The following is an 18431-nucleotide window of genomic DNA, read 5'->3' on the forward strand; positions in this document are numbered from 1 at the left end:
GGACGCACCTGGTGTACGGGCGTCATGGGCGTACCGGCCGCAGCGTACCCTCAAGAACGCTCGCCCACTGCCGGATCACCCCGGATCGTCTGGCGCTGTCGTCGGTGAGCAGATTGGCCAGGCCGAGGCCGCGCGCCATGTCGAGGGTGGCCTGCACGGTCTCGCGGACGCCGGGCGCGCTCTCGTCCGCACCGAGGAACTCCACGGTGGCCCGGTGGGCCTCGCGGCCCACGTGGCCCTCCAGCGCGACGATCCGCTCGCGCAGCGGCTCCTCGGTGGCGGCGGCGACCCACAGGTGCAGGGCGGCGCGGAACAGCGGGCCGGTGTAGAGGCGCACGATCATGTCGACGACGGCCTCGGTCCGGGCCGGGCCGACGGCGGGCAGTTCGTCCGCGTGGGCGCGGACGGCCGCCAGCCGTTCGGCGGTGACGTGCTCGACGGCCGCGGTGAAGAGGTCCTCGCGGGTCGGGAAGTGGTGCTGGGCCGCGCCGCGGGAGACGCCGGCGCGCTCGGCGACGACGCTGACCGTGGAGCCGTTCCAGCCGACCTCGGCGAGGCAGTCGACGGCCGCCGCCAGCAGCCGCCGCCGGGTGGCGCGGCTGCGGTCCTGCTGCGGGGTGCGGGCGGCGGGGTGGGTGGTCATCGGCGGCGACTGGTCCTGTCCGTGCGGCGGTGCTCAGGGGTCGATCCTCGCAGACCGCGGGAGCGGCCCGGCGGGCGGGCGCGTGCGCGCGGGAGGGCGGGCGCGGCGGGCGGCGCTTCGCCCGCGTGGGCGGGGCGGGCCTGCGCGTGCGGCGGGCGGGCCCGGCGGCGTACCGGGCGGCGCCCACCGCGGCGGGCCGACGGCTCAGCGGCCGGCCTCCCGCGCCCGCAGCTCCCGGCGGAGGATCTTGCCGGCCGCGGACTTGGGCACGGCGTCCAGGAACTCCACCGCCCGGACCTTCTTGTACGGGGCGACCTGGCCGGCCACGAAGGCGGTCACCTCCTCCTCGGTCAGCGTGGAGCCGGGCGCGCGGACCACGAAGGCCTTGGGCCGCTCGGTGCCGTCCGCGTCCGCGACCCCGATCACCGCCGCGTCGGCGATCCCGGGGTGGCCGAGCAGCAGTGCCTCCAGCTCGGCGGGGGCGACCTGGTAGCCCTTGTACTTGATCAGCTCCTTCACCCGGTCGACGATGAACAGGTAGCCGCGCTCGTCCACGTAGCCGACGTCGCCGGTGTGCAGCCAGCCGTCGGCGTCGATGGTGGCCGCGGTGTCGGAGGGGCGGCCGAAGTACCCCTTCATCACCTGCGGGCCGCGGATCAGCAGCTCGCCCCGCTCGCCGGGGCCGAGGTCGGTGCCGGTGCCGATGTTGGATCCGGTGCCGGTGCCGGTTGAGTCGAGCGCGACGACCCGCAGCTCGGTGGAGGGCACCATCCGTCCGACCGAGCCCGGGGAGGGGTCGCTCTCGTGCGGCGAGACCACATGGGTGACCGGGGAGAGCTCGGTCATCCCGTACCCCTGGAGGATCCGCGGCAGGCCCAGCCGGCGGGCGCAGGCCTCGGCCAGCTCGTGGTCCAGCGGCGCGGCCGCGCAGAGCAGGTACTCCAGCGAGGAGAGGTCGAAGCGGTCGACGATCGGGTGCTTGGCCAGCGCCAGGGCGATCGGCGGCGCCACGATCAGCGCCTGGACGCGCTGCTCCTCGATGGTGCGGCAGAACTGCTCCAGGTCGAAGCGGGGCAGCACGACGACGGTGGCGCCGCACCGCAGCGGCTGGTTCAGCAGCGCGGCGAGGCCGTAGATGTGGAAGAACGGGAGGACGGCGAGGACCCGCTCCCCCACCGCGGGGCGGTAGAGGGCGTCGGTCTGGGCCAGGTTGGTGGCGATCGACCGGTGGGTGAGCATCACGCCCTTGGGCAGGCCGGTGGTTCCGCTGGAGTAGGGCAGGACGGCGATGTCGGTGCCGGGGTCGAGGCCGGGCTCCGGCTCCGGGCCGGAGGCGGCGAGCAGGTCGGCCAGCGAGCGGTGACCCTCGGCCCCGTCCAGCACGATGATCTCCGCCAGCGGGGTGCCCTCGGCGGCGAGCTTCTCCGCGGCCTGCCGGGCGGTGGCCAGGAACGGCGAGACGGTGACCAGCCAGCGGGCGCCGCTGTCGGCGAGCTGGCCGGCGAGCTCGCCCGCGGTGGCGAGGGAGGAGACCGTGGTCACCGTGGCGCCGGCCCGGGTGGCGCCGTAGAAGGCCATCGGATAGCCGATCGTGTTCGGGCTGAAGAGCGCCAGCACGTCGCCGCGCCGCACGCCCGCCTCGGCCAGGCCGGCGGCCACCCGGCGCACCGCCGCGCCGAGCCGCGCGTAGCTCACCGACTCCCCCGTGACCCCGTCCACCAGGGCCGGCCGGTCGCCGAAGCGGTCGGCGCCGCCCAGGACCGCCTCATGGATCGGCAGGTCGACGACCGCGACATCCGGGAACTCGCTGTGGAACACCAAGGCATGCCTCCTCGCAGGTAGTTGACGAATCATCAAACGGGCTGCGGACGGTCACGGAGCACCGTCGGCCGGGCGCGCGGGACAGGAGCATACGGACAGTGGCGGAGCGATGCGCCATTGTGACGAAGGTTCGGGGGCGCGCGCGTGGCACGCTTGCCGCGCCCGGCGGACGCGCCGACCGTTTCCTGCATGGCCGCCCGCCCCCGAGGGCGGCCCCCGACCAGGGAGCACCCCACCGTGAGACGCACCACCCGACAGCTGCCCGCCCCGCGCCGGATCCTGGCCGCCACCGCCGCGGCCGCCGCGCTCGCCTTCGCGTCGGCGCCGCTCGCGGTCGCCGCACCCGGCGACAACGGCGACGTCAAGATCCACGCCAGCACCACCCCGGTGGACAGCCAGAACAACGACCCGCAGGTCTGCCAGTTCTACCTGGACGCGTTCAACTTCGACACCATCCAGCTGGTCAGCTGGACGATCGAGCAGCAGCCGCCGACCGGGAACGCCCTGGTGCTGGCCAGCGCGCTCGTACTGACCAACGGCACCGGCAGCACCAGCAACTACAGCCTCCCGGACGGTCACTACCAGCTCACCTGGACCTTCGTCGGTGAGAACGGCAGCGCCAAGCACAAGACCTTCATGGTCCGGTGCGCCACCGGCTCGCCGACCGCCACCGGCTCGCCGACGTCCACCGCCTCGCCCACCTCCACCGCCTCGCCCACCTCCACGGCCTCGCCCACCCGCTCGCCGAGGCCCTCGCCCTCGCCCTCGCCGAGCGCGTCGCCCTCGCCGACGCCCGGCACCCACAGCGGCTCCCCCAGCCACTCCCCGAAGCCCCACCCCGTCGGCGGTGTCGGCACCGGCGGCGGCGGCACCTCCGGCCCCAACACCGGGGAGGTGCTCGGCGGCGCCGCGCTGATCGCCACCGCGGGCTGGTTCGGGGTCCGCTCGCTGCGCCGGCGTTCCGGACGCAATGCCGAGTCCTGACCGGCACCGCCACCGCGCGCCGCGCAGGCGCGGGTCCGACGGTTCCCGCGCCCGGCGGGGATCGTCGGACCCGCGCAGGGGCCCCGGCCGGCTCACGGCCGGGGCCGTCGCCCTCGCGGCGGTCGCCGGAGCGTGGCTGGTGCACGACGGCTCGGCCGCCCGCGGCGGCCCGCCGCTGCCCCCGGCCGGCGCGGTCGGGGGCGCACCCCCGGGCGCCCGCGAGCCCGCGCCGTCGGGCCCGGCGGTGGCCGCACCGCCGGCCGGTCCGGCCGCGCCGCCCGGGGTGACCGGACCGGTACACGCTCCCCTGCCCCCGTCCGAGCCCACCCGGCTCCGGATCCCGGCGATCAAGGTGGACGCGCCGGTCGTCGGCCTCGGCCTCGACGCCGCCGGGCACCTGACCACCCCTCCGATGAGCCAGGACAACCTCACCGGCTGGTACCGGGACGGCGCCACCCCCGGGGAGCGCGGCAACGCCGTCGCGATCGGGCACGCCGACAACCGCACCGGCCCCGCCGTCTTCTACCGGCTGGGGCTGCTGCGCCCAGGCGACACCGTGGAGGTCCTCCGCAAGGACCGGCGGACGGCCGTCTTCACCGTCGACGGCGTCCGGGTGTACCCGAAGAAGGACTTCCCGGACGCCGCGGTGTACGGCGACACGGAGGGGGCGGAGCTGCGGGTGATCACCTGCGGGGGCACGTTCGACCGGCGCACCGGCTACGAGTCCAACACCGTCGTCTTCGCCCATCTCTCCTCCGTCCGGTAGCGGTCGCCGTCCGGTGGCGGTCTCCGTCCGGTGGCGGCGCTCGGGGTCCGGCGGGGGCTCAGTAGGACCTGGGCAGACCGAGGGTGTGCTGGGCGACGTAGTTGAGGACCATCTCCCGGCTGACCGGCGCCACCCGGCCGACCCGGGTCGCCGCGATCAGGGCGGCCAGCCCGTACTCCTGGGTGAGCCCGTTGCCGCCGAGGGTCTGCACGGCCTGGTCGACGGTCCTGGCCGCGACCTCGCCCGCCGCGTACTTGGCCATGTTGGCCGCCTCGCCGGCCGCCAGGTCGTCGCCCTCGTCGTAGAGCAGACCGGCCTTCTGGTTCATCAACCGGGCCAGTTCGATCTCCACCGCGCACTGGGCCAGCGGGTGGGCCAGGCCCTGGTGGGCACCGATCGGCGTCGACCAGACCGTGCGGGTCTTCGCGTACTCGACCGCCTTGCCGAGCGCCTGGCGGGCGAGCCCGAGCGAGAAGGCCGCGGTCATGATCCGCTCCGGGTTGAGTCCGGCGAAGAGCTGGAGCAGCCCCGCGTCCTCGTCGCCGACGAGGGCGTCGGCGGGCAGCCGGACGTCGTCCAGGAAGACCTGGAACTGCTTCTCGGGGGACACCAGCTCCATCGGGATCGCCCGGTACTCGAAGCCCGGCGCCTCGCGCGGCACGACGAACAGGGCCGGCCTGAGCTTGCCGGTCCGGGCGTCCTCAGTCCGGGCCACGAACAGCACGGCGTCGCAGTGGTCGATGCCGGAGACGAACACCTTCCGGCCGGTCAGCAGCCAGTCCTCGCCGTCGCGGCGGGCGACGGTGGAGATGCGGTGGGAGTTGGAGCCGGCGTCCGGCTCGGTGATGCCGAAGACCATCCGCCGGGTGCCGTCGGCGAGTCCGGGCAGCCAGCGGCGCTTCTGCTCCTCGGTGCCGAAGCGGGCGATGACCGTACCGCAGATCGCCGGGGAGACGACGAGCAGCAGCAGCGGGCAACCTGCGGTCCCGAGCTCCTCCAGCACGATGGCGAGGTCGGTGATGCCCCCGCCCCCGCCGCCGTACTCGGCGGGCAGGTTGGCCCCGAGGTAGCCGGCCTTGCCGGCCTCGGCCCAGAGCTCCTCGGCGGCCTCGCCGGCACGGGCCTTGCCGAGGAAGTACGCGGAGCCGTAGCGGTTGCCGAGTTCGGCGACGGCGCGGCGCAGGGCCTGGCGCTCGGGCGTCTCGATGAGCCGGCTGCCGACGGTGGGCGTGGTGGTGCGCGGTGCGGACATGGGCAGTACGTCCTTCCGGGCGGTTCGGGGGTATGGGTAGTGGCGGGCCTTGGGGTTGGGGGTGGTGCGGGTGTCTCGGGGCGGTGCGCGCGGGCTTCGGCCTGCGTGGCCGGTGCGGCCGGTGCGGCCGAAGCGGCTAGCCCGGCCGGCGCGGCTAGCCCGGCCGGTGCGGCTGGACGACGGCAAGCAGGGCGCCGAGTTCGACCTGCAGGCCCGGCGTGGCGCGGAGTTCGGTGAGGACGCCGTCGGCCGGGGCGGCCACGCGGTGCTCCATCTTCATCGCCTCCAGCCAGAGCAGCGGCTGCCCGGCCTTGACGGCGTCGCCGACGGCGGCGGCGGTCCGCACCACCGTGCCGGGCATCGGGGCCAGCAGCGCACCCGGGTCGGTGTGGTCGGCGGGGTCGGGGAACCGCTCCAGCGCGGTGAGCACGGTGCCGCCGGTCGGGCCGTCCACGTGGACGCGGTCGCCGTAGCGGGCCACGTCGTAGCCGCGCCGCAGGCCGTCGACGGCGAGGACGACCCGGGTCGGCGTGGCCGAGACCAGCTCGGTGCCCGGGTGGCCCTCGGCTTCCAACCCGCCACGGCCGAATCGGTAGCGGACCTCGAACTCGGTGCCGTCGGCCGCCGCGTACCGCTTGGTCTGCGGCTGGGAGGGCAGGTTGCGCCAGCCCGACGGCAGCGCGCGCCCGGATCGGCGCTCGGCCGCGTCGGCCAACGCGGCGGCGAGCGCGGCCGGTCGGTGCTCGGCCTGCTCCGCGTTCAGGTCGGCGAGGTGCAGGTCGGCCGCGTGCTCGGTGAGGAACGCGGTGTGCACGTCCCCGGCCAGGAAGGCCGGGTGGCGCAGGGCCCGGACGAGCAACTCCCGGTTGGTGTCCGGGCCGTGGATGCGGGCCCGGCTCAGTGCGTCCGCGAGGCGGCGGGCGGCGGCGGCCCGGGTGGGCGCCCAGGCGACCAGCTTCGCCAGCATGGCGTCGTAGTGCACGGTGATCTCGCTGCCCGGCTCGACGCCGGAGTCCAGCCGTAGCCCGCGGCCGCTGAACTCCTCGTACGGAAGCGGAAGTTCGAAGCGCCGGACGGGTCCGGTCGACGGTTGCCAGTCCCGTGCCGGGTCCTCCGCGTAGAGGCGGGCCTCGATCGCGCAGCCGACCGTCGCCGGCGGGCGCTCGGGCAGCTTCTCGCCTTCGGCGACGGCGAGTTGGAGGGCGACGAGGTCGAGCCCGGTCACCGCCTCGGTCACCGGGTGCTCGACCTGGAGGCGGGTGTTCATCTCCAGGAAGAAGAACCGGCCGTCGGCGGCGAGCAGGAACTCCGCCGTTCCGGCGCCGGTGTAGCCGATCGCCCGGGCGGCGTCCGCCGCGGCCCGGTGCAGGGCGGTGCGCACCTCGTCGGCGAGACCCGGGGCCGGCGCCTCCTCGACGACCTTCTGGTGCCGCCGTTGCAGCGAGCAGTCGCGGTCGCCGACCGCCCAGACCGTCCCGTGCGCATCGGCCATCAGCTGGACCTCGACGTGCCGGGCGGTCGGCAGGTAGGGCTCGCAGAAGACCTCGTCGGAGCCGAAACTCTTCGCCGCCTCGGCGCGGGCGGCGGCGAGTCCGTCGGCCAGCTCGTCCAACCGCCGGACCACCCGCATGCCGCGGCCGCCGCCCCCGGCGGCCGCCTTGACCAGGAGCGGCAGGTCGGCCTCGACCGGCGCGGCGACCGCGTCCAGCACGGGGACGCCGGAGGCCGCCATCAGGCGTTTGGCGGCGGTCTTGGACCCCATCGCGGCGATCGCCTCCGGCGGCGGGCCGATCCAGACCAGGCCCGCGTCGATCACCGCGCGGGCGAACTCGGCGTCCTCGGAGAGGAATCCGTAGCCGGGGTGGACGGCGTCGGCACCGGCCGCCAGGGCGGCCTTCACGATCAGGTCGCCGCGCAGGTAGGTGTCGGCGGGCGCGGCGCCGGGCAGCCGGACGGCCGCATCGGCCTCACGGGTGTGCGGGGCGCCGGCGTCCGGGTCGGAGTGGACCGCCGTGGTGGCGATGCCCAGGCTCCGGCAGGTGCGGAAGACCCGGCGGGCGATCTCGCCGCGGTTGGCGACCAGCAGGTTGGTGATCACGTCAGGGTTCCTCGCATGTCGCGTGTGGCGTGTCGCATGTCGCGTGTGGCTTCTCGGGGTTCGGCGCCCGGCGCTCAACCGGTGCGGGCGTCGCGCCGGGCGCAGGTCCGGGGCACGGACGCCGGGCGCAGGCGCCGTCACATCCGGAAGACGCCGTAGCCGCGGGCGCCTTCGACCGGGGCGTTGTGGATCGCCGAGAGGCAGAGGCCGAGCACCGTCCGGGTGTCGCGCGGGTCGATCACCCCGTCGTCGTAGAGCCGGCCGGAGAGGAAGACCGGCAGCGACTCCGCCTCGATCTGCTGCTCGACCATGGCCCGGATCGCGGCGTCCGCATCCTCGTCGTAGGGCTGCCCCTTCGCCGCGGCGGACTGCCGCGCCACGATCGACAGCACACCTGCCAGCTGTTGCGGGCCCATCACCGCCGACTTGGCGCTCGGCCAGGCGAACAGGAACCGCGGTTCGTACGCCCGCCCGCACATGCCGTAGTGGCCGGCCCCGTACGAGGCGCCCATCAGTACCGACAGGTGCGGGACGCGGGAGTTGGCGACGGCGTTGATCATCATCGCGCCGTGCTTGATGATGCCGCCCTGCTCGTAGTCCTTGCCGACCATGTAGCCCGTGGTGTTGTGCAGGAACAGCAGCGGGATGTCGCGCTGGTTGGCGAGCTGGATGAACTGGGCGGCCTTCTGGGACTCCTCGTTGAACAGCACGCCCTGCGCGTTGGCCAGGATGCCGACCGGGTAGCCGTGCAGCCGGGCCCAGCCGGTCGCGAGGCTGGCCCCGTACAGGGGCTTGAACTCGTCGAAGTCCGAGCCGTCGACGATCCGCGCGATCACCTCGCGCGGGTCGAACGGCACCTTGAGGTCGCCCGGGACGATGCCCAGCAGCTCGTCCTCGTCGTACTTCGGCGGCTCGGCGTTCACGTCCGGATCGGGGCCCGGCTTGCGGTGGTCGAGGCGCGCGACGACCCGGCGGGCCAGGCGCAGCGCGTCCGGCTCGTCGACGGCGAAGTGGTCGGCGAGCCCGGAGGTGCGGGCGTGCATCTCGGCTCCGCCCAGCGACTCGTCGTCGGACTCCTCGCCGGTGGCCATCTTCACCAGCGGAGGTCCGCCGAGGAAGACCTTCGCCCGCTCCTTCACCATCACGGTGTGGTCGGACATCCCCGGCACGTAGGCGCCGCCGGCCGTCGAGTTGCCGAACACCACCGCCACGGTGGGGATTCCGGCCGCGGAGAGGCAGGTGAGGTCGCGGAAGAGGGCCCCGCCGGGGATGAAGATCTCCTTCTGGCTGGGCAGGTCGGCCCCGCCGGACTCGACCAGGTTGACCAGCGGGAGGCGGTTGGTGAGGGCGATCTCGTTGGCGCGCAGCGCCTTGCGCAGCGTCCAGGGGTTGCTGGCGCCGCCGCGTACGGTCGGGTCGTTGGCGGTGATCACGCACTCGACGCCCTCGATCACCCCGATGCCTGTCACCAGGGCGGCGCCCACCGGGTAGTCGCTGCCCCAGGCGGCGAGCGGGGAGAGTTCGAGGAACGGCGAGTCCTGGTCGATCAGCAGCTCGATCCGTTCGCGGGGCAGCAACTTGCCGCGCTTGCGGTGCCGTTCGACGTACTTCGGCCCGCCGCCGGCCAGCGCCTTCGCGTGTTCGGCGTCGAGATCAGCGAGTTTGCCGAGCATGGCGGCGCGGTGCTCGGCGTAGTCGGCACCGGCCGGGTCGAGGCGGGTGGGCAGGACGGTCACAGCAGCGCCTCCGGGATGTCGAGGTGGCGGGAGCGGAGCCACTCCCCCAGGGCCTTGGCCTGCGGGTCGAAGCGGTGTTGGGCGGCGACGCCCTCGCCGAGCAGGCCGGTGATGGTGAAGTTGACCGCGCGGAGGTTCGGGAGCAGGTGCCGCTCGATCGGCAGGTCCGCGGTTTCGGGGAGGAGCCGGCGCAGCAGATCGATGCCGAGGGTGTGCGCGAGCCAGCTCCAGCCGGCGTCGTCGCGGGCCCAGACGCCGAGGTTGGCGTCGCCGCCCTTGTCCCCGCTGCGGGCGCCGACCACCAGGCCGAGCGGCGCCCGGCGGGCGGGCCCGGGCGGCAGCGGGGCGGGAAGACCTGCGGCGGGGACGGGCGCGCCGGGACCGTCCGCGGCGGGGACTGGCGGGGCGACCCTCCGCGGTGCGGGCGCGATCGCGATCCGGCCGCCGTCGGGCAGCACGGCGGTGTGCTCCACCTCCTCGGCGTCGACGTACGCGGCGGTGAACACCCCGTACGGCGATCCCGGCCCGGGCGGGGCGGTGAGGTGGAAGCCGGGGTAGCCGGACAGCCCCAACTCCACTGCCGCTTTGCCGAGTTCGCGCCCGACCTTGGCCGGGTCGCGGTCCCGGGCGGTGAGCCGCAGGAGCGCGGAGGCGCCCTCCTCGGTGTCCGCGTCGTGGTGGTCGGTGCGGGCCAGGGTCCAGCGCATCCCGGCCGGCCGCACCTCGGGCGGCAGCGCCTCGTCCAGCTGTCGCCGCACCAGCGCCGCCTTGGCCTCGATGTCGAGCCCGGTGAGGACGAGCACCACCTCGTTGCGGTACCCGCCCAGGCTGTTCAGCCCCACCTTGAGCGTCGACGGGGGCGCTTCGCCGCGCACGCCGTCGATCTGCACCCGGTCGGGACCCTCCTGGGTGAGCCGGACGCTGTCCAGCCGGGCCGTGACGTCCGGCCCGAGGTAGCGCGCACCGCCCGTCTCGTACAGCAGTTGGGCCGTGACCGTGCCGGTGGTGACGGCGCCGCCGGTGCCCGGGTGCTTGGTGATGACGCTGGAGCCGTCGGCGTGCAGCTCGGCGATCGGGAAGCCCGGGCGGGTGACGTCGTGCTCGCGGAAGAAGGCGTAGTTGCCCCCGGTCGCCTGTGCCCCGCACTCCAGTACGTGCCCGGCGACCACGGCCCCGGCGAGCGCGTCCAGCTCGTCCGCCGCCCACCCGAAGTGGGCGATCGCCGGCCCGGCGACCAGCGCCGCGTCGGTCACCCGGCCGGTGACCACCACGTCCGCCCCGGCCTTCAGGCACTCGGCGACGCCGAACGCCCCGAGGTAGGCGTTGGCCGCCAACAGCCCTTCCGGCAGCCCGAGTTCGGCCCGGCGTGGCAGCAGGTCGTCCCCCTCCACGTGGGCGACGGCGGGATCCAGCCCCTGACGCCCGGCCAGTTCCCGCAGCGCCTCGGCCAGCCGGGCCGGCGCGAGCCCGCCCGCGTTCACCACGATCCGCACCCCGCGCTCCAGCGCCAGCCCGAGGCACTCCTCCATCTGGCGCAGGAAGGTCTTCGCGTAGCCCGTCGCCGGGTCCTTGATCCGGTCCCGGGCCAGGATCAGCATGGTCAGCTCGGCCAGGTAGTCCCCGGTGAGCACGTCCAGCGGCCCGCCCGTCAGCATCTCCTGCACCGCCGAGAACCGGTCCCCGTAGAACCCGGACGCGTTCCCGACCCGCAGCACCGCCGCCGACCCCACAGCCCCACCTCCCCACCGGTGGCCCACCGCCCGCCACCCTCGCCGTCGCGCAGCAGCGTGGCACCGTCGGGAAGAAAAAGCAATCATGCATGCTTGTTTTCCACCGGCGGCCGAGCGGCCCTCCCCGGCCGGGCGGTCGGGACGGTTAGCGGCCCATGCCCTTGAGCAGGTCCAGCATTCGGTCGGTGTTCTGGATGGCGGCCTGCAGCGACTCCTTGGCCCGTTCCAGCAGCTCGGTCTGGGCGGCGGCGGCCTGGACGTCATCGGCCTGGTACGCCACGTGGAGTGCGCGGAAAGCGTCGAGCAGCACCAGCAGCGCCTCGGAGGCGTTGGCGGTGGCGGCCGGCAGCGGGCCGGTGTCCTCGAACCGGGCCAGGACCTCCATCGGGAGGCTCGCCCGCCGGGTCTGCCAACGCACGAAGGTCGTCTGTGCGACCGTGTCGTCATAGGCCCCGGCCGACTTCAGCTGCTCCTCCCACACGCCGTACTCGTTCTCCTCGTCCATCTCGATCTCATCGGCGAGCATCGCCTCCCGCTGTACCGAGCCCAGCAGGGAGTTGAGCAGCCGTACCCGGTAGATGTCGGCGCTGCCGAACTGTGCGGCGACCTCGTCGTGCACGGCCGGGGTGTTCCTGCCGTCGTACAGGCCCAACGCCCCCATCGCCGCGGTGATCTGTTCTACCGTCATCGGGGTGTCATCATTTGTCATACCGGCACGCTACCGGCCGAGGGACCGGCGTGAGGGGCCAATGCGCAGGCCGCTACAGCACCGGGCCGGCGACCGTCTCGATCGGGTCCGGTTCGCCCCAGCGACGAGGCTTGCGGGTGAGGATCGCCAGTTCCTCGGGCGGCTCGTTCCCCTCCGCGACGACCGTCACGTAGGCCCTGGCCTCCTGCAGGCCGATCCGCGGGGCCTCCTTGCGCAGGTGCTGCATGGCAGCGGCGGTCCCGGCGGAGGCGGCGAGGCGGCGTACCTCGGCGGCGAGCGGGTCGGGAATCCTGACGCCCTTGACGTCCCGGAGGTAGCGCTCCTCCCAGTCGTCGTGCCAGTCGACGCCGGGAACCCGGTGGATGCTCCCGTCCTCCCGGTCGACCAGGTAGGGGCCGCCGTGGAGGGTTCCGCGCCGAGCGGGATCGCGGGCGGCCTCCGGCGTGGTCCAGTAGGCGAGCCACCCGACCGACCGCTCCTCGACGGCGTACACGACCAGCTCCGGAATCAGCCTCGCCCATTCCCAGGTCGGCAGCTCCCGCGCCAGCAGGGCGTTGACCAGCTCGACCGCTCGCTCCTTGGAGATCACGCTCCCATCATTCCCGGCAGGTCAACCGGATTTCGGCGCCGACGCCGGCGCAGCCCCCCGCTCCCCCACGACGGTCCGGGGCGGTGCCCGGCCCAAGATCACCGAGTAGTAGGCTCGCTCCGCAACACGACGCGAAGGGGAGCCAGTGGCGCGGGTTGCAGTGATCGGCGGGGGTATCAGCGGGCTGGGGACGGCGCTCCTGCTCGGCAGGCGGGGCCACACGGTCACCGTGTTCGAGCAGGACGCACGGGAGCCCGGCGAGGACCTCGACCGGGACTTCTTCGACTGGAGCAGGCCCCGGGTCCCACAGGCCGTCCAACCCCACTCGTTCCTCGCACCCGTGCGCACGGTACTGCGCGCCGAGGCCCCCGACGTCTACGCGGACCTGCTGGCGCGCGGAGCCCGGGAGTACCACGACTTCGACTGGTTCGGTGCGCATCCGCCGCACCGGGCCGGCGACGAGGAGCTGGTGACCCTGCGCACCCGCCGCATCGTGCTGGAGGCGGCCCTGGCCGCGGCCGTGCGGCGGGAGCCCGCCGTCGCGGTACGGCGCGGCTGCCGGGTGCACGCCCTCACCTTCGGCGCGGGCCGGCCCGCGCGGGTCACCGGCGTCCGGGCGGACGGGGAGGCGCACCGGGCGGACCTCGTCGTCGACGCGTCCGGTCGGCGCTCCCCGGTTCCCGCCTGGCTGGTGGCGGCCGGCTGCCGCCCGCCCGTGGTCGACAGCCACCGCGCCGGGATCGCCTACCTCTGCCGCTGGTACCGCCTGCGTGCCGAGGGCCCGCGCGACCCCGGCCAGGTGAAGACCGGCTCGGCCGCACCGTTCGCACTCGCCGGCGTCTTCCCGTCCGACAACGACACCTTCGCGGTGAACCTCGTGCTCTCCACGGGCGATCCGACCCGTGGCGCACTCACCGACCCCACCGTGTTCGAGGCCGCCGCCCGCCGCTTCCCCGCCTGCGCCGCCTGGCTCGACCTGGACCCCGAACCGCAGTCGGCCGTCCTGGCGATGGCCGGCCTCGACAACCGCTGGACCTCCCTCGCCGACGACGACGGACCCGTCGTCACCGGTCTGGTGAACGCCGGGGACAGCCTCATCCACACCAACCCCACCCTGGGCCACGGCGTGGCCCTCGGTCTCCGCGCCGCCCAGTACCTCGCCACCCACGTCGACCGGATCGCCGCGGACCCGGCCGACTACCACGCCTGGGCGGCGCAGAGCCTCCGCCCCTGGTTCGACGCGCAGGTGACGGCCGACCGCGTCAACGCGCAACGCCTCGCCGAGAGCGCGCCGCTCTCGGACCGGCGGGCCGCCGCCCTGGCCGCCTGCGCCTTCGACGATCCCGTGGTCATGAGGGCGCGGGCCCGGGTGCGCCACCTCGTGCAACCGGCCGACGAGGCCTACGGCAGCGAGGAGGTGGACCGGCACGTCACCGCCTGGCTGGCCGCCCGTCCGGACTTCTCGCCGACGCACGACGGCCCGACCCGGGAGCAGTGGGACGCCCTCGTCCCGGCCTGAGCCCGCCGCGGCACCACGGGTGGCCGGGCGGGCACGGGGGCGCCAGGGGCAGAGCTGCCGAGGCGCCCCCGGGCACGGCTGACGGGGCGACTACCGGCCGGTCACCGGGAGCCGGCGGCGCGGAGGGGGAACGACCCTCCGGACCGGTGCGCAGCCACGCACCCGCCGACAGCCCCGCCCCGAGGAGCCGCCGTGCCGCCGTCCACCCGCCGACCCCCACCGGCCGCCGCGCCGGCGGCCAACCGCTCGGCGCTGCGCACGCTGGGCGAGTGGTGCGCGCGCCACTCGGTGATCGTCATCGTGCTGTGGATCGCCGCGCTCGCCGGGGTACAGGCGGCCAACAAGACGGTCGGCGGCTCGTACTCCGACGACTTCTCGCTGCCGGGGACCTCGGCGCAGCGGGGCAAGGACCTGCTGCAGGCGCACGTGCCGGCCGCCGCGGGCACCAGTTCCCAGGTGGTGCTGAACGACGCGCAGCCGCTCACCGGCTTCCAGGCGCAGATCGGCCAGTCCGTCGCCGCGCTCCAGCAACTGCCGCACGTCCTCTCGGTCCAGAGCCCGCTGCCGCCCGCGGGGCAGCCGGCGCCGCCCGGCGGGCCGCTCGCCACGGACGGGCTGACCGGCTACATCACCGTCCGGTTCGACACCAACCCGACCGAGCTCGGCGAGGGGTACCTGGACGGCGTGGACGCCGCCGTCGCACCGATGCGGGCGGCCGGTGTGGAGGTGGAGTACGGCGGGCCGCTGGGCGAGCTGGCCCGGCCGGCGCCGGACGACCGGCTCAGCGAGGCGATCGGCTTCGCGGTGGCGATCGTCGTCCTCCTGGTGGGCTTCGGCAGTGCGATCGCGGCGGGCCTACCGCTGCTGACGGCCCTGTTCGCGGCGGTGGTGGGCCTCGGAGTGCTCGGCCTGATCGCCGCGCTGTCCACCTTCGCCACGGTCGCGCCCACCCTGGCCACGATGATCGGAATCGGCGTCGGCATCGACTACGCGCTGTTCCTGCTCACCCGCCACCGCCAGAACCTGATGGACGGGGCGGGCCCGGTGGCCTCGGCCGGCCAGGCGGTGGCCACCAGTGGACGGGCGGTCCTGGTCTCGGGCTGCACGGTGATCATCGCGCTCTCCGGGCTCTCGGTGTCGGGCATCTCGTTCATCGCCAAGCTCGGGGCCGCCGCCGCGGTCACCGTGGTGTCGGCGGTGCTCGGCGCGCTCACCCTGCTGCCGGCGCTGATGGGGCTGATCGGCCGCCGGATGGACCGGTTCTCGGTGCGCAAGCCGGTCGCCGAGACCGGCAGCGCGCCGGGTGAGGAGGCCACCGGGGTCTGGCACCGGTACGCCCGGCGCGTCGAGCAGCGCCCGTGGCGGTACCTGGTGGCGGGCGTGGTGATCCTCGGCGTGCTCACGGTGCCGCTGTTCTCGATCCAGCTCGGCCACATCGACGACGGCGCCGACCCGACGACGTTCACCGACCGGCGCGCCTTCGACCTGATGTCCGACGCGTTCGGCCCGGGCTCCAACGGACCGCTGACCGTGGTCGTGGACCAGAGCGCCGTCCCGGCCGACGCCCGGCCCGCGCTCCTCACCTCCTTGCAGCAGGCCCTCACCGGCGTGCCGAACGCGGCGAGCGCCACCCCGCTGCAGACCAGCCCGGACGGCGCGGTGCTGTTCGGCACGGTGATCCCGGCGGACCGGCCGCAGGACCGCAGCACCACCGATCTGGTCGACGGCCTCTCGGACACCGTGCTGCCGCAGGCCGTGGCGGGCACCGGCGCGAAGACCTACCTCACCGGCACCACCGCGGCCCAGGTGGAGTTCCTGGACATCGTGTCGAGCCGGCTGCTGCCGATCATCGCGGTCGTGGTGGGGCTCGCCTTCCTGATCATCCTGGTGGTCTTCCGCGGCCTGCTCATCGCGGTGAAGGCGGCGGTGCTCAACCTGCTGTCGATCGCGGCCTCGTACGGCGTGGTGGTCGCGGTGTTCCAGTGGGGCTGGGGCGGGCCGGCGCTCGGGGTGTCGGGGACGGTGCCGATCGAGAGCTACGTGCCGATGATGATGTTCGCGATCGTCTTCGGCCTGAGCATGGACTACGAGATCTTCCTGCTCTCCCGCGTCCACGAGGCGTGGCTGCGGACCGGCGACAGCCACGGCAGCGTCGCACACGCCCTGGAGATCACCGCCCGGGTGATCTCCTGCGCCGCGCTGATCATGGTGAGCGTCTTCGCCGCCTTCATCGTCAGCGACAACATCGTGATCAAGATGATGGGCCTCGGCCTGGCCGTCAGCGTGCTGATCGACGCCACCGTCGTCCGTCTGCTGCTGGTACCGGCGGTGATGACGCTGCTGGGCGCGGCGGCCTGGTGGACGCCGCGCTTCCTCGACCGGGTGCTGCCGCACATCGACACCGAGGGCGAGAGCGAGGTCGCGGCGGTCGAGGAGGAGCGGGTCTGAGCCGGCCCCGCCGCTCGCCCGACGGCGTGTGGCGCGCGGGTGCCCACTGCCTGCGTTCCGGCGGTCGCCGGAACGCAGGCAGCTTACGATCTCCGCCGGCCTCTCCCGCAGGCGGGGCCCGCCGGCCGCGCGGGACTCAGCGGGGCGTCAACGACCTTGGAGGGACTTCACGTTGTCGCCGAAGGTCCAGCCCTTCGAGCCGTCCCAGTTGGCCGACCACGTCATCAGCCCCTTCAGCGCACCACCGAAGGCGTTCCACGACTGGCCGACCAGGCCCGGCGCCATGTAGCCGCCACCCGCGCCGGGCTGGGCCGGCAGACCGGGCACCTGCTTGTCGAACGGCACCTTGACGGTGGTGCCCTGGACGGTCAGGCCGCTGTTGAGGCACGTGGTCTGCGCGGTGAAGCCCTGGACGGTCCCGGCCTGGTAGGAGTCGCCGGAGCAGCCGTACATGCTGCCGTTGTAGTACTGCATGTTCAGCCACCACAGTCGCCCGTTGTCGACGTACTTCTTGATGATCGGCAGGTAGGCGCCCCAGATCGACCCGTAGGTGACGCTTCCGCCGGTGACGTAGGCCGTCTCGGGCGCCATCGTCAGGCCGAAGCCCGCGGGCATCTGGGCCAGCACGCCGTCGATGATGCGCACCAGGTTGGCCTGGGAGGCGGACAGCGTGTTGATGTCGCCGCTCCCGGACAGGCCGGTCTCGATGTCGATGTCGATCCCGTCGAAGTTGTACTTCCTGAGGATCGGCACGACGGTCGCCACGAACCGGTCGGCGACGGTGGCGGAGCTCAGGTCGATGCCTGCGGCGGCACCGCCGATCGACATCAGGATCGTCGACCCGGCCGCCTTGGCCCGGCACATCTCGGCGGGGGTCGAGACCTTGACGCCGGCGTCCATGCCGTCCTGCCACAGCACGGTGCCGTCCGAGAGGATCACCGGGAAGGCGGCGTTGATGACGTTGTAGCCGTGCGCGGCGATCCGGCTGTCCGTGATGGGGACCCAGCCCATGCCCGGGTGGACGCCGTTCGCGGCGCCGTCCCAGTTCTCCCAGTAGCCCTGCAGCACCTTGCCCGCCGGCCTGGGCTTCGTGGGGCAGGTGTCGCCCGGCGGTGTGGTGGTCGGCGGAGCGGTGGTGGTGGGCGGAGCGGTCGTGGTCGGTGGCGCGGTGGTCGGCGGCGCCGTCGTGGTCGGCGGTGCGGTGGTCGGCGTGGGGCTGCTGCCGCCGGGACCGGTGAGCGACACGTCGTCCGCGTAGTACGCCGGCTGCCCGTACCAGCCGTGCAGGTAGACGGTCACCGAGGTGGTGTTCGGCCCGGTGGTGAAGCCGACGCTGAGCGGGCCGTACGACGGGCTGTTCGGCGTCCAGGTGGACGGGGTACCGGTGATGCCGGCACCGGTGGCGCCCAGGTACACGTAGCTGCCCTGGACGTAGGCGCTCAGCGTGTACTGGGAGTTGGGCTGCACGCTGACGGTCTGGCTGCACTGGGCGTTGTCCTGGCCGGTCGGCGTGGCTCTGAGCGCGGAGGCTCCGGTGTGGACCGGACTCCCGACGGCCGCGCCGGAACCGCCGGAGCAGGTCCAGCCGGAGAGTCCGTTCTCGAATCCCGGGTTGGCCACCAGGTTGGGCGTGACGGCCCCGGCCGTGACGGAACCGGCCACGGCGATGCCGCCGGCGATGACGGCGGCGGCGCTCACCACGGCGAGGGAGCGCCGCAGGACGGTCGGGCCGTGCTCGGCGGGGCCGACCCGGTTCACCTGCGGCGCACGTGTCACGGCCGCCCCCGGCCGGAGAGCGCTCCGGAGCGGCTCGTTCCCGGCCCGATCGCCTTCGGGGCGACCGGGATCCGGAGTTGGGCGGAACGCGCCCGGCAGGCGTGGGGTACGCGACCTCCGACGAAACATGCTGTGCTCCCTTCCCGCCGAGCGCCATGGGCATGACCAGCGCGTGGGGGCGTGACGCCCGGCTCCGGGTGAGGTGGGGACATGTGGGGCTGTGCCGGTCCGGATCGTAGGAGGGGCGGCAGACTCCGTCAATAGGTCTGGACCAATTGCGAGGTCGGCGGGTCGGGCGAGGGAGTCGGCGGGTGGGCCAAGGAGGAGGCCGGCCGGACGGGGCGGGCAACGGCCGGCCGT

Annotated in this window: 13 protein-coding genes and 1 pseudogene; 4 read left to right on the forward strand and 10 right to left on the reverse strand. The window is 74.2% G+C overall.

Translation table 11 applies throughout. The features are described from left to right. Positions 1 to 22: 22 nt before the first annotated feature. Both RMN57_RS05585 and RMN57_RS05590 read right to left on the reverse strand, forming a co-directional pair. Positions 23 to 643 (reverse strand): TetR/AcrR family transcriptional regulator, encoded by a 621-nt coding sequence (locus RMN57_RS05585; protein WP_313762250.1) that lies wholly within the window; start codon positions 641 to 643, stop codon positions 23 to 25. Between the two features lie 204 nt (positions 644 to 847). Further along, entirely contained in the window at positions 848 to 2497 is a 1650-nt protein-coding gene (locus RMN57_RS05590) for a 4-coumarate--CoA ligase family protein (RefSeq protein ID WP_313762251.1), read from the reverse strand. A 204-nt stretch (positions 2498 to 2701) separates the two neighbouring features. On the opposite strand from RMN57_RS05590, the gene RMN57_RS05595 reads away from it, so the two are divergent. Further along, on the forward strand, positions 2702 to 3448 hold the full coding sequence (locus RMN57_RS05595) for a hypothetical protein (protein ID WP_313762252.1): 747 nt from the start codon (positions 2702 to 2704) through the stop codon (positions 3446 to 3448). A gap of 139 nt (positions 3449 to 3587) precedes the next feature. Beyond that, the gene (locus RMN57_RS05600) at positions 3588 to 4214 is read left to right on the forward strand and encodes a class F sortase (RefSeq protein ID WP_313762253.1); all 627 of its coding nucleotides are present in this window, start codon (positions 3588 to 3590) and stop codon (positions 4212 to 4214) included. Between the two features lie 58 nt (positions 4215 to 4272). On the opposite strand, the gene RMN57_RS05605 is transcribed toward RMN57_RS05600, so the two are convergent. From RMN57_RS05605 to RMN57_RS05630, 6 genes are all read right to left on the reverse strand, one after another. Next, complete coding sequence (locus RMN57_RS05605) at positions 4273 to 5466, reverse strand: acyl-CoA dehydrogenase family protein (RefSeq protein ID WP_313762254.1); 1194 nt, start codon at positions 5464 to 5466, stop codon at positions 4273 to 4275. Positions 5467 to 5620: 154 nt separating this feature from the next. Beyond that, the gene (locus RMN57_RS05610) at positions 5621 to 7564 is read right to left on the reverse strand and encodes a biotin carboxylase N-terminal domain-containing protein (protein WP_313762255.1); all 1944 of its coding nucleotides are present in this window, start codon (positions 7562 to 7564) and stop codon (positions 5621 to 5623) included. A gap of 137 nt (positions 7565 to 7701) precedes the next feature. Further along, positions 7702 to 9300: a carboxyl transferase domain-containing protein gene (locus RMN57_RS05615; RefSeq protein WP_313762256.1), complete on the reverse strand. Its 1599-nt coding sequence runs from the start codon at positions 9298 to 9300 to the stop codon at positions 7702 to 7704. Next, positions 9297 to 11030 carry an acyclic terpene utilization AtuA family protein gene (locus RMN57_RS05620; RefSeq protein WP_313762257.1) on the reverse strand — a complete coding sequence of 578 codons (1734 nt, stop codon included), beginning with the start codon at positions 11028 to 11030 and terminating at the stop codon, positions 9297 to 9299. The genes RMN57_RS05615 and RMN57_RS05620 overlap by 4 nt, the downstream gene beginning before the upstream one ends. Before the next feature lie 145 nt (positions 11031 to 11175). Then, a complete protein-coding gene (locus tag RMN57_RS05625) occupies positions 11176 to 11718 on the reverse strand; it encodes a DUF6245 family protein (protein ID WP_313762258.1) in 543 nt (180 codons plus the stop codon). A 73-nt stretch (positions 11719 to 11791) separates the two neighbouring features. Next, positions 11792 to 12328 carry a YrhB domain-containing protein gene (locus RMN57_RS05630; protein ID WP_313762259.1) on the reverse strand — a complete coding sequence of 179 codons (537 nt, stop codon included), beginning with the start codon at positions 12326 to 12328 and terminating at the stop codon, positions 11792 to 11794. 145 nt (positions 12329 to 12473) lie between these two features. Here RMN57_RS05630 and RMN57_RS05635 point away from each other — a divergent pair, with 145 nt between their 5' ends. Next, positions 12474 to 13847 carry an FAD-dependent oxidoreductase gene (locus tag RMN57_RS05635; protein ID WP_313762260.1) on the forward strand — a complete coding sequence of 458 codons (1374 nt, stop codon included), beginning with the start codon at positions 12474 to 12476 and terminating at the stop codon, positions 13845 to 13847. Between the two features lie 192 nt (positions 13848 to 14039). After that, a complete protein-coding gene (locus RMN57_RS05640) occupies positions 14040 to 16295 on the forward strand; it encodes an MMPL family transporter (RefSeq protein WP_313762261.1) in 2256 nt (751 codons plus the stop codon). Between the two features lie 147 nt (positions 16296 to 16442). Here RMN57_RS05640 and RMN57_RS05645 read toward each other — a convergent pair whose 3' ends face one another. Next, positions 16443 to 17540, reverse strand: a complete 1098-nt coding sequence (locus RMN57_RS05645) for a chitinase (RefSeq protein WP_380237499.1) — start codon at positions 17538 to 17540, stop codon at positions 16443 to 16445. A gap of 42 nt (positions 17541 to 17582) precedes the next feature. Further along, positions 17583 to 18200: pseudogene (locus RMN57_RS05650) on the reverse strand (carbohydrate binding domain-containing protein); the annotation flags it as partial. Between the last annotated feature and the right edge of the window lie 231 nt (positions 18201 to 18431).

Source organism: Kitasatospora sp. CM 4170 (genome assembly GCF_032110285.1).
Classification (GTDB): domain Bacteria; phylum Actinomycetota; class Actinomycetes; order Streptomycetales; family Streptomycetaceae; genus Kitasatospora; species Kitasatospora aburaviensis.

Excerpts from the sequence above, each read along its gene's own strand:
- RMN57_RS05585 (WP_313762250.1), bottom strand. The coding sequence starts at position 643 with ATGACCACCCACCCCGCCGCCCGCACCCCGCAGCAGGACCGCAGCCGC.
- RMN57_RS05590 (WP_313762251.1), bottom strand. The coding sequence starts at position 2,497 with ATGATTCGTCAACTACCTGCGAGGAGGCATGCCTTGGTGTTCCACAGC.
- RMN57_RS05605 (WP_313762254.1), bottom strand. The coding sequence starts at position 5,466 with ATGTCCGCACCGCGCACCACCACGCCCACCGTCGGCAGCCGGCTCATC.
- RMN57_RS05625 (WP_313762258.1), bottom strand. The coding sequence starts at position 11,718 with ATGACGGTAGAACAGATCACCGCGGCGATGGGGGCGTTGGGCCTGTAC.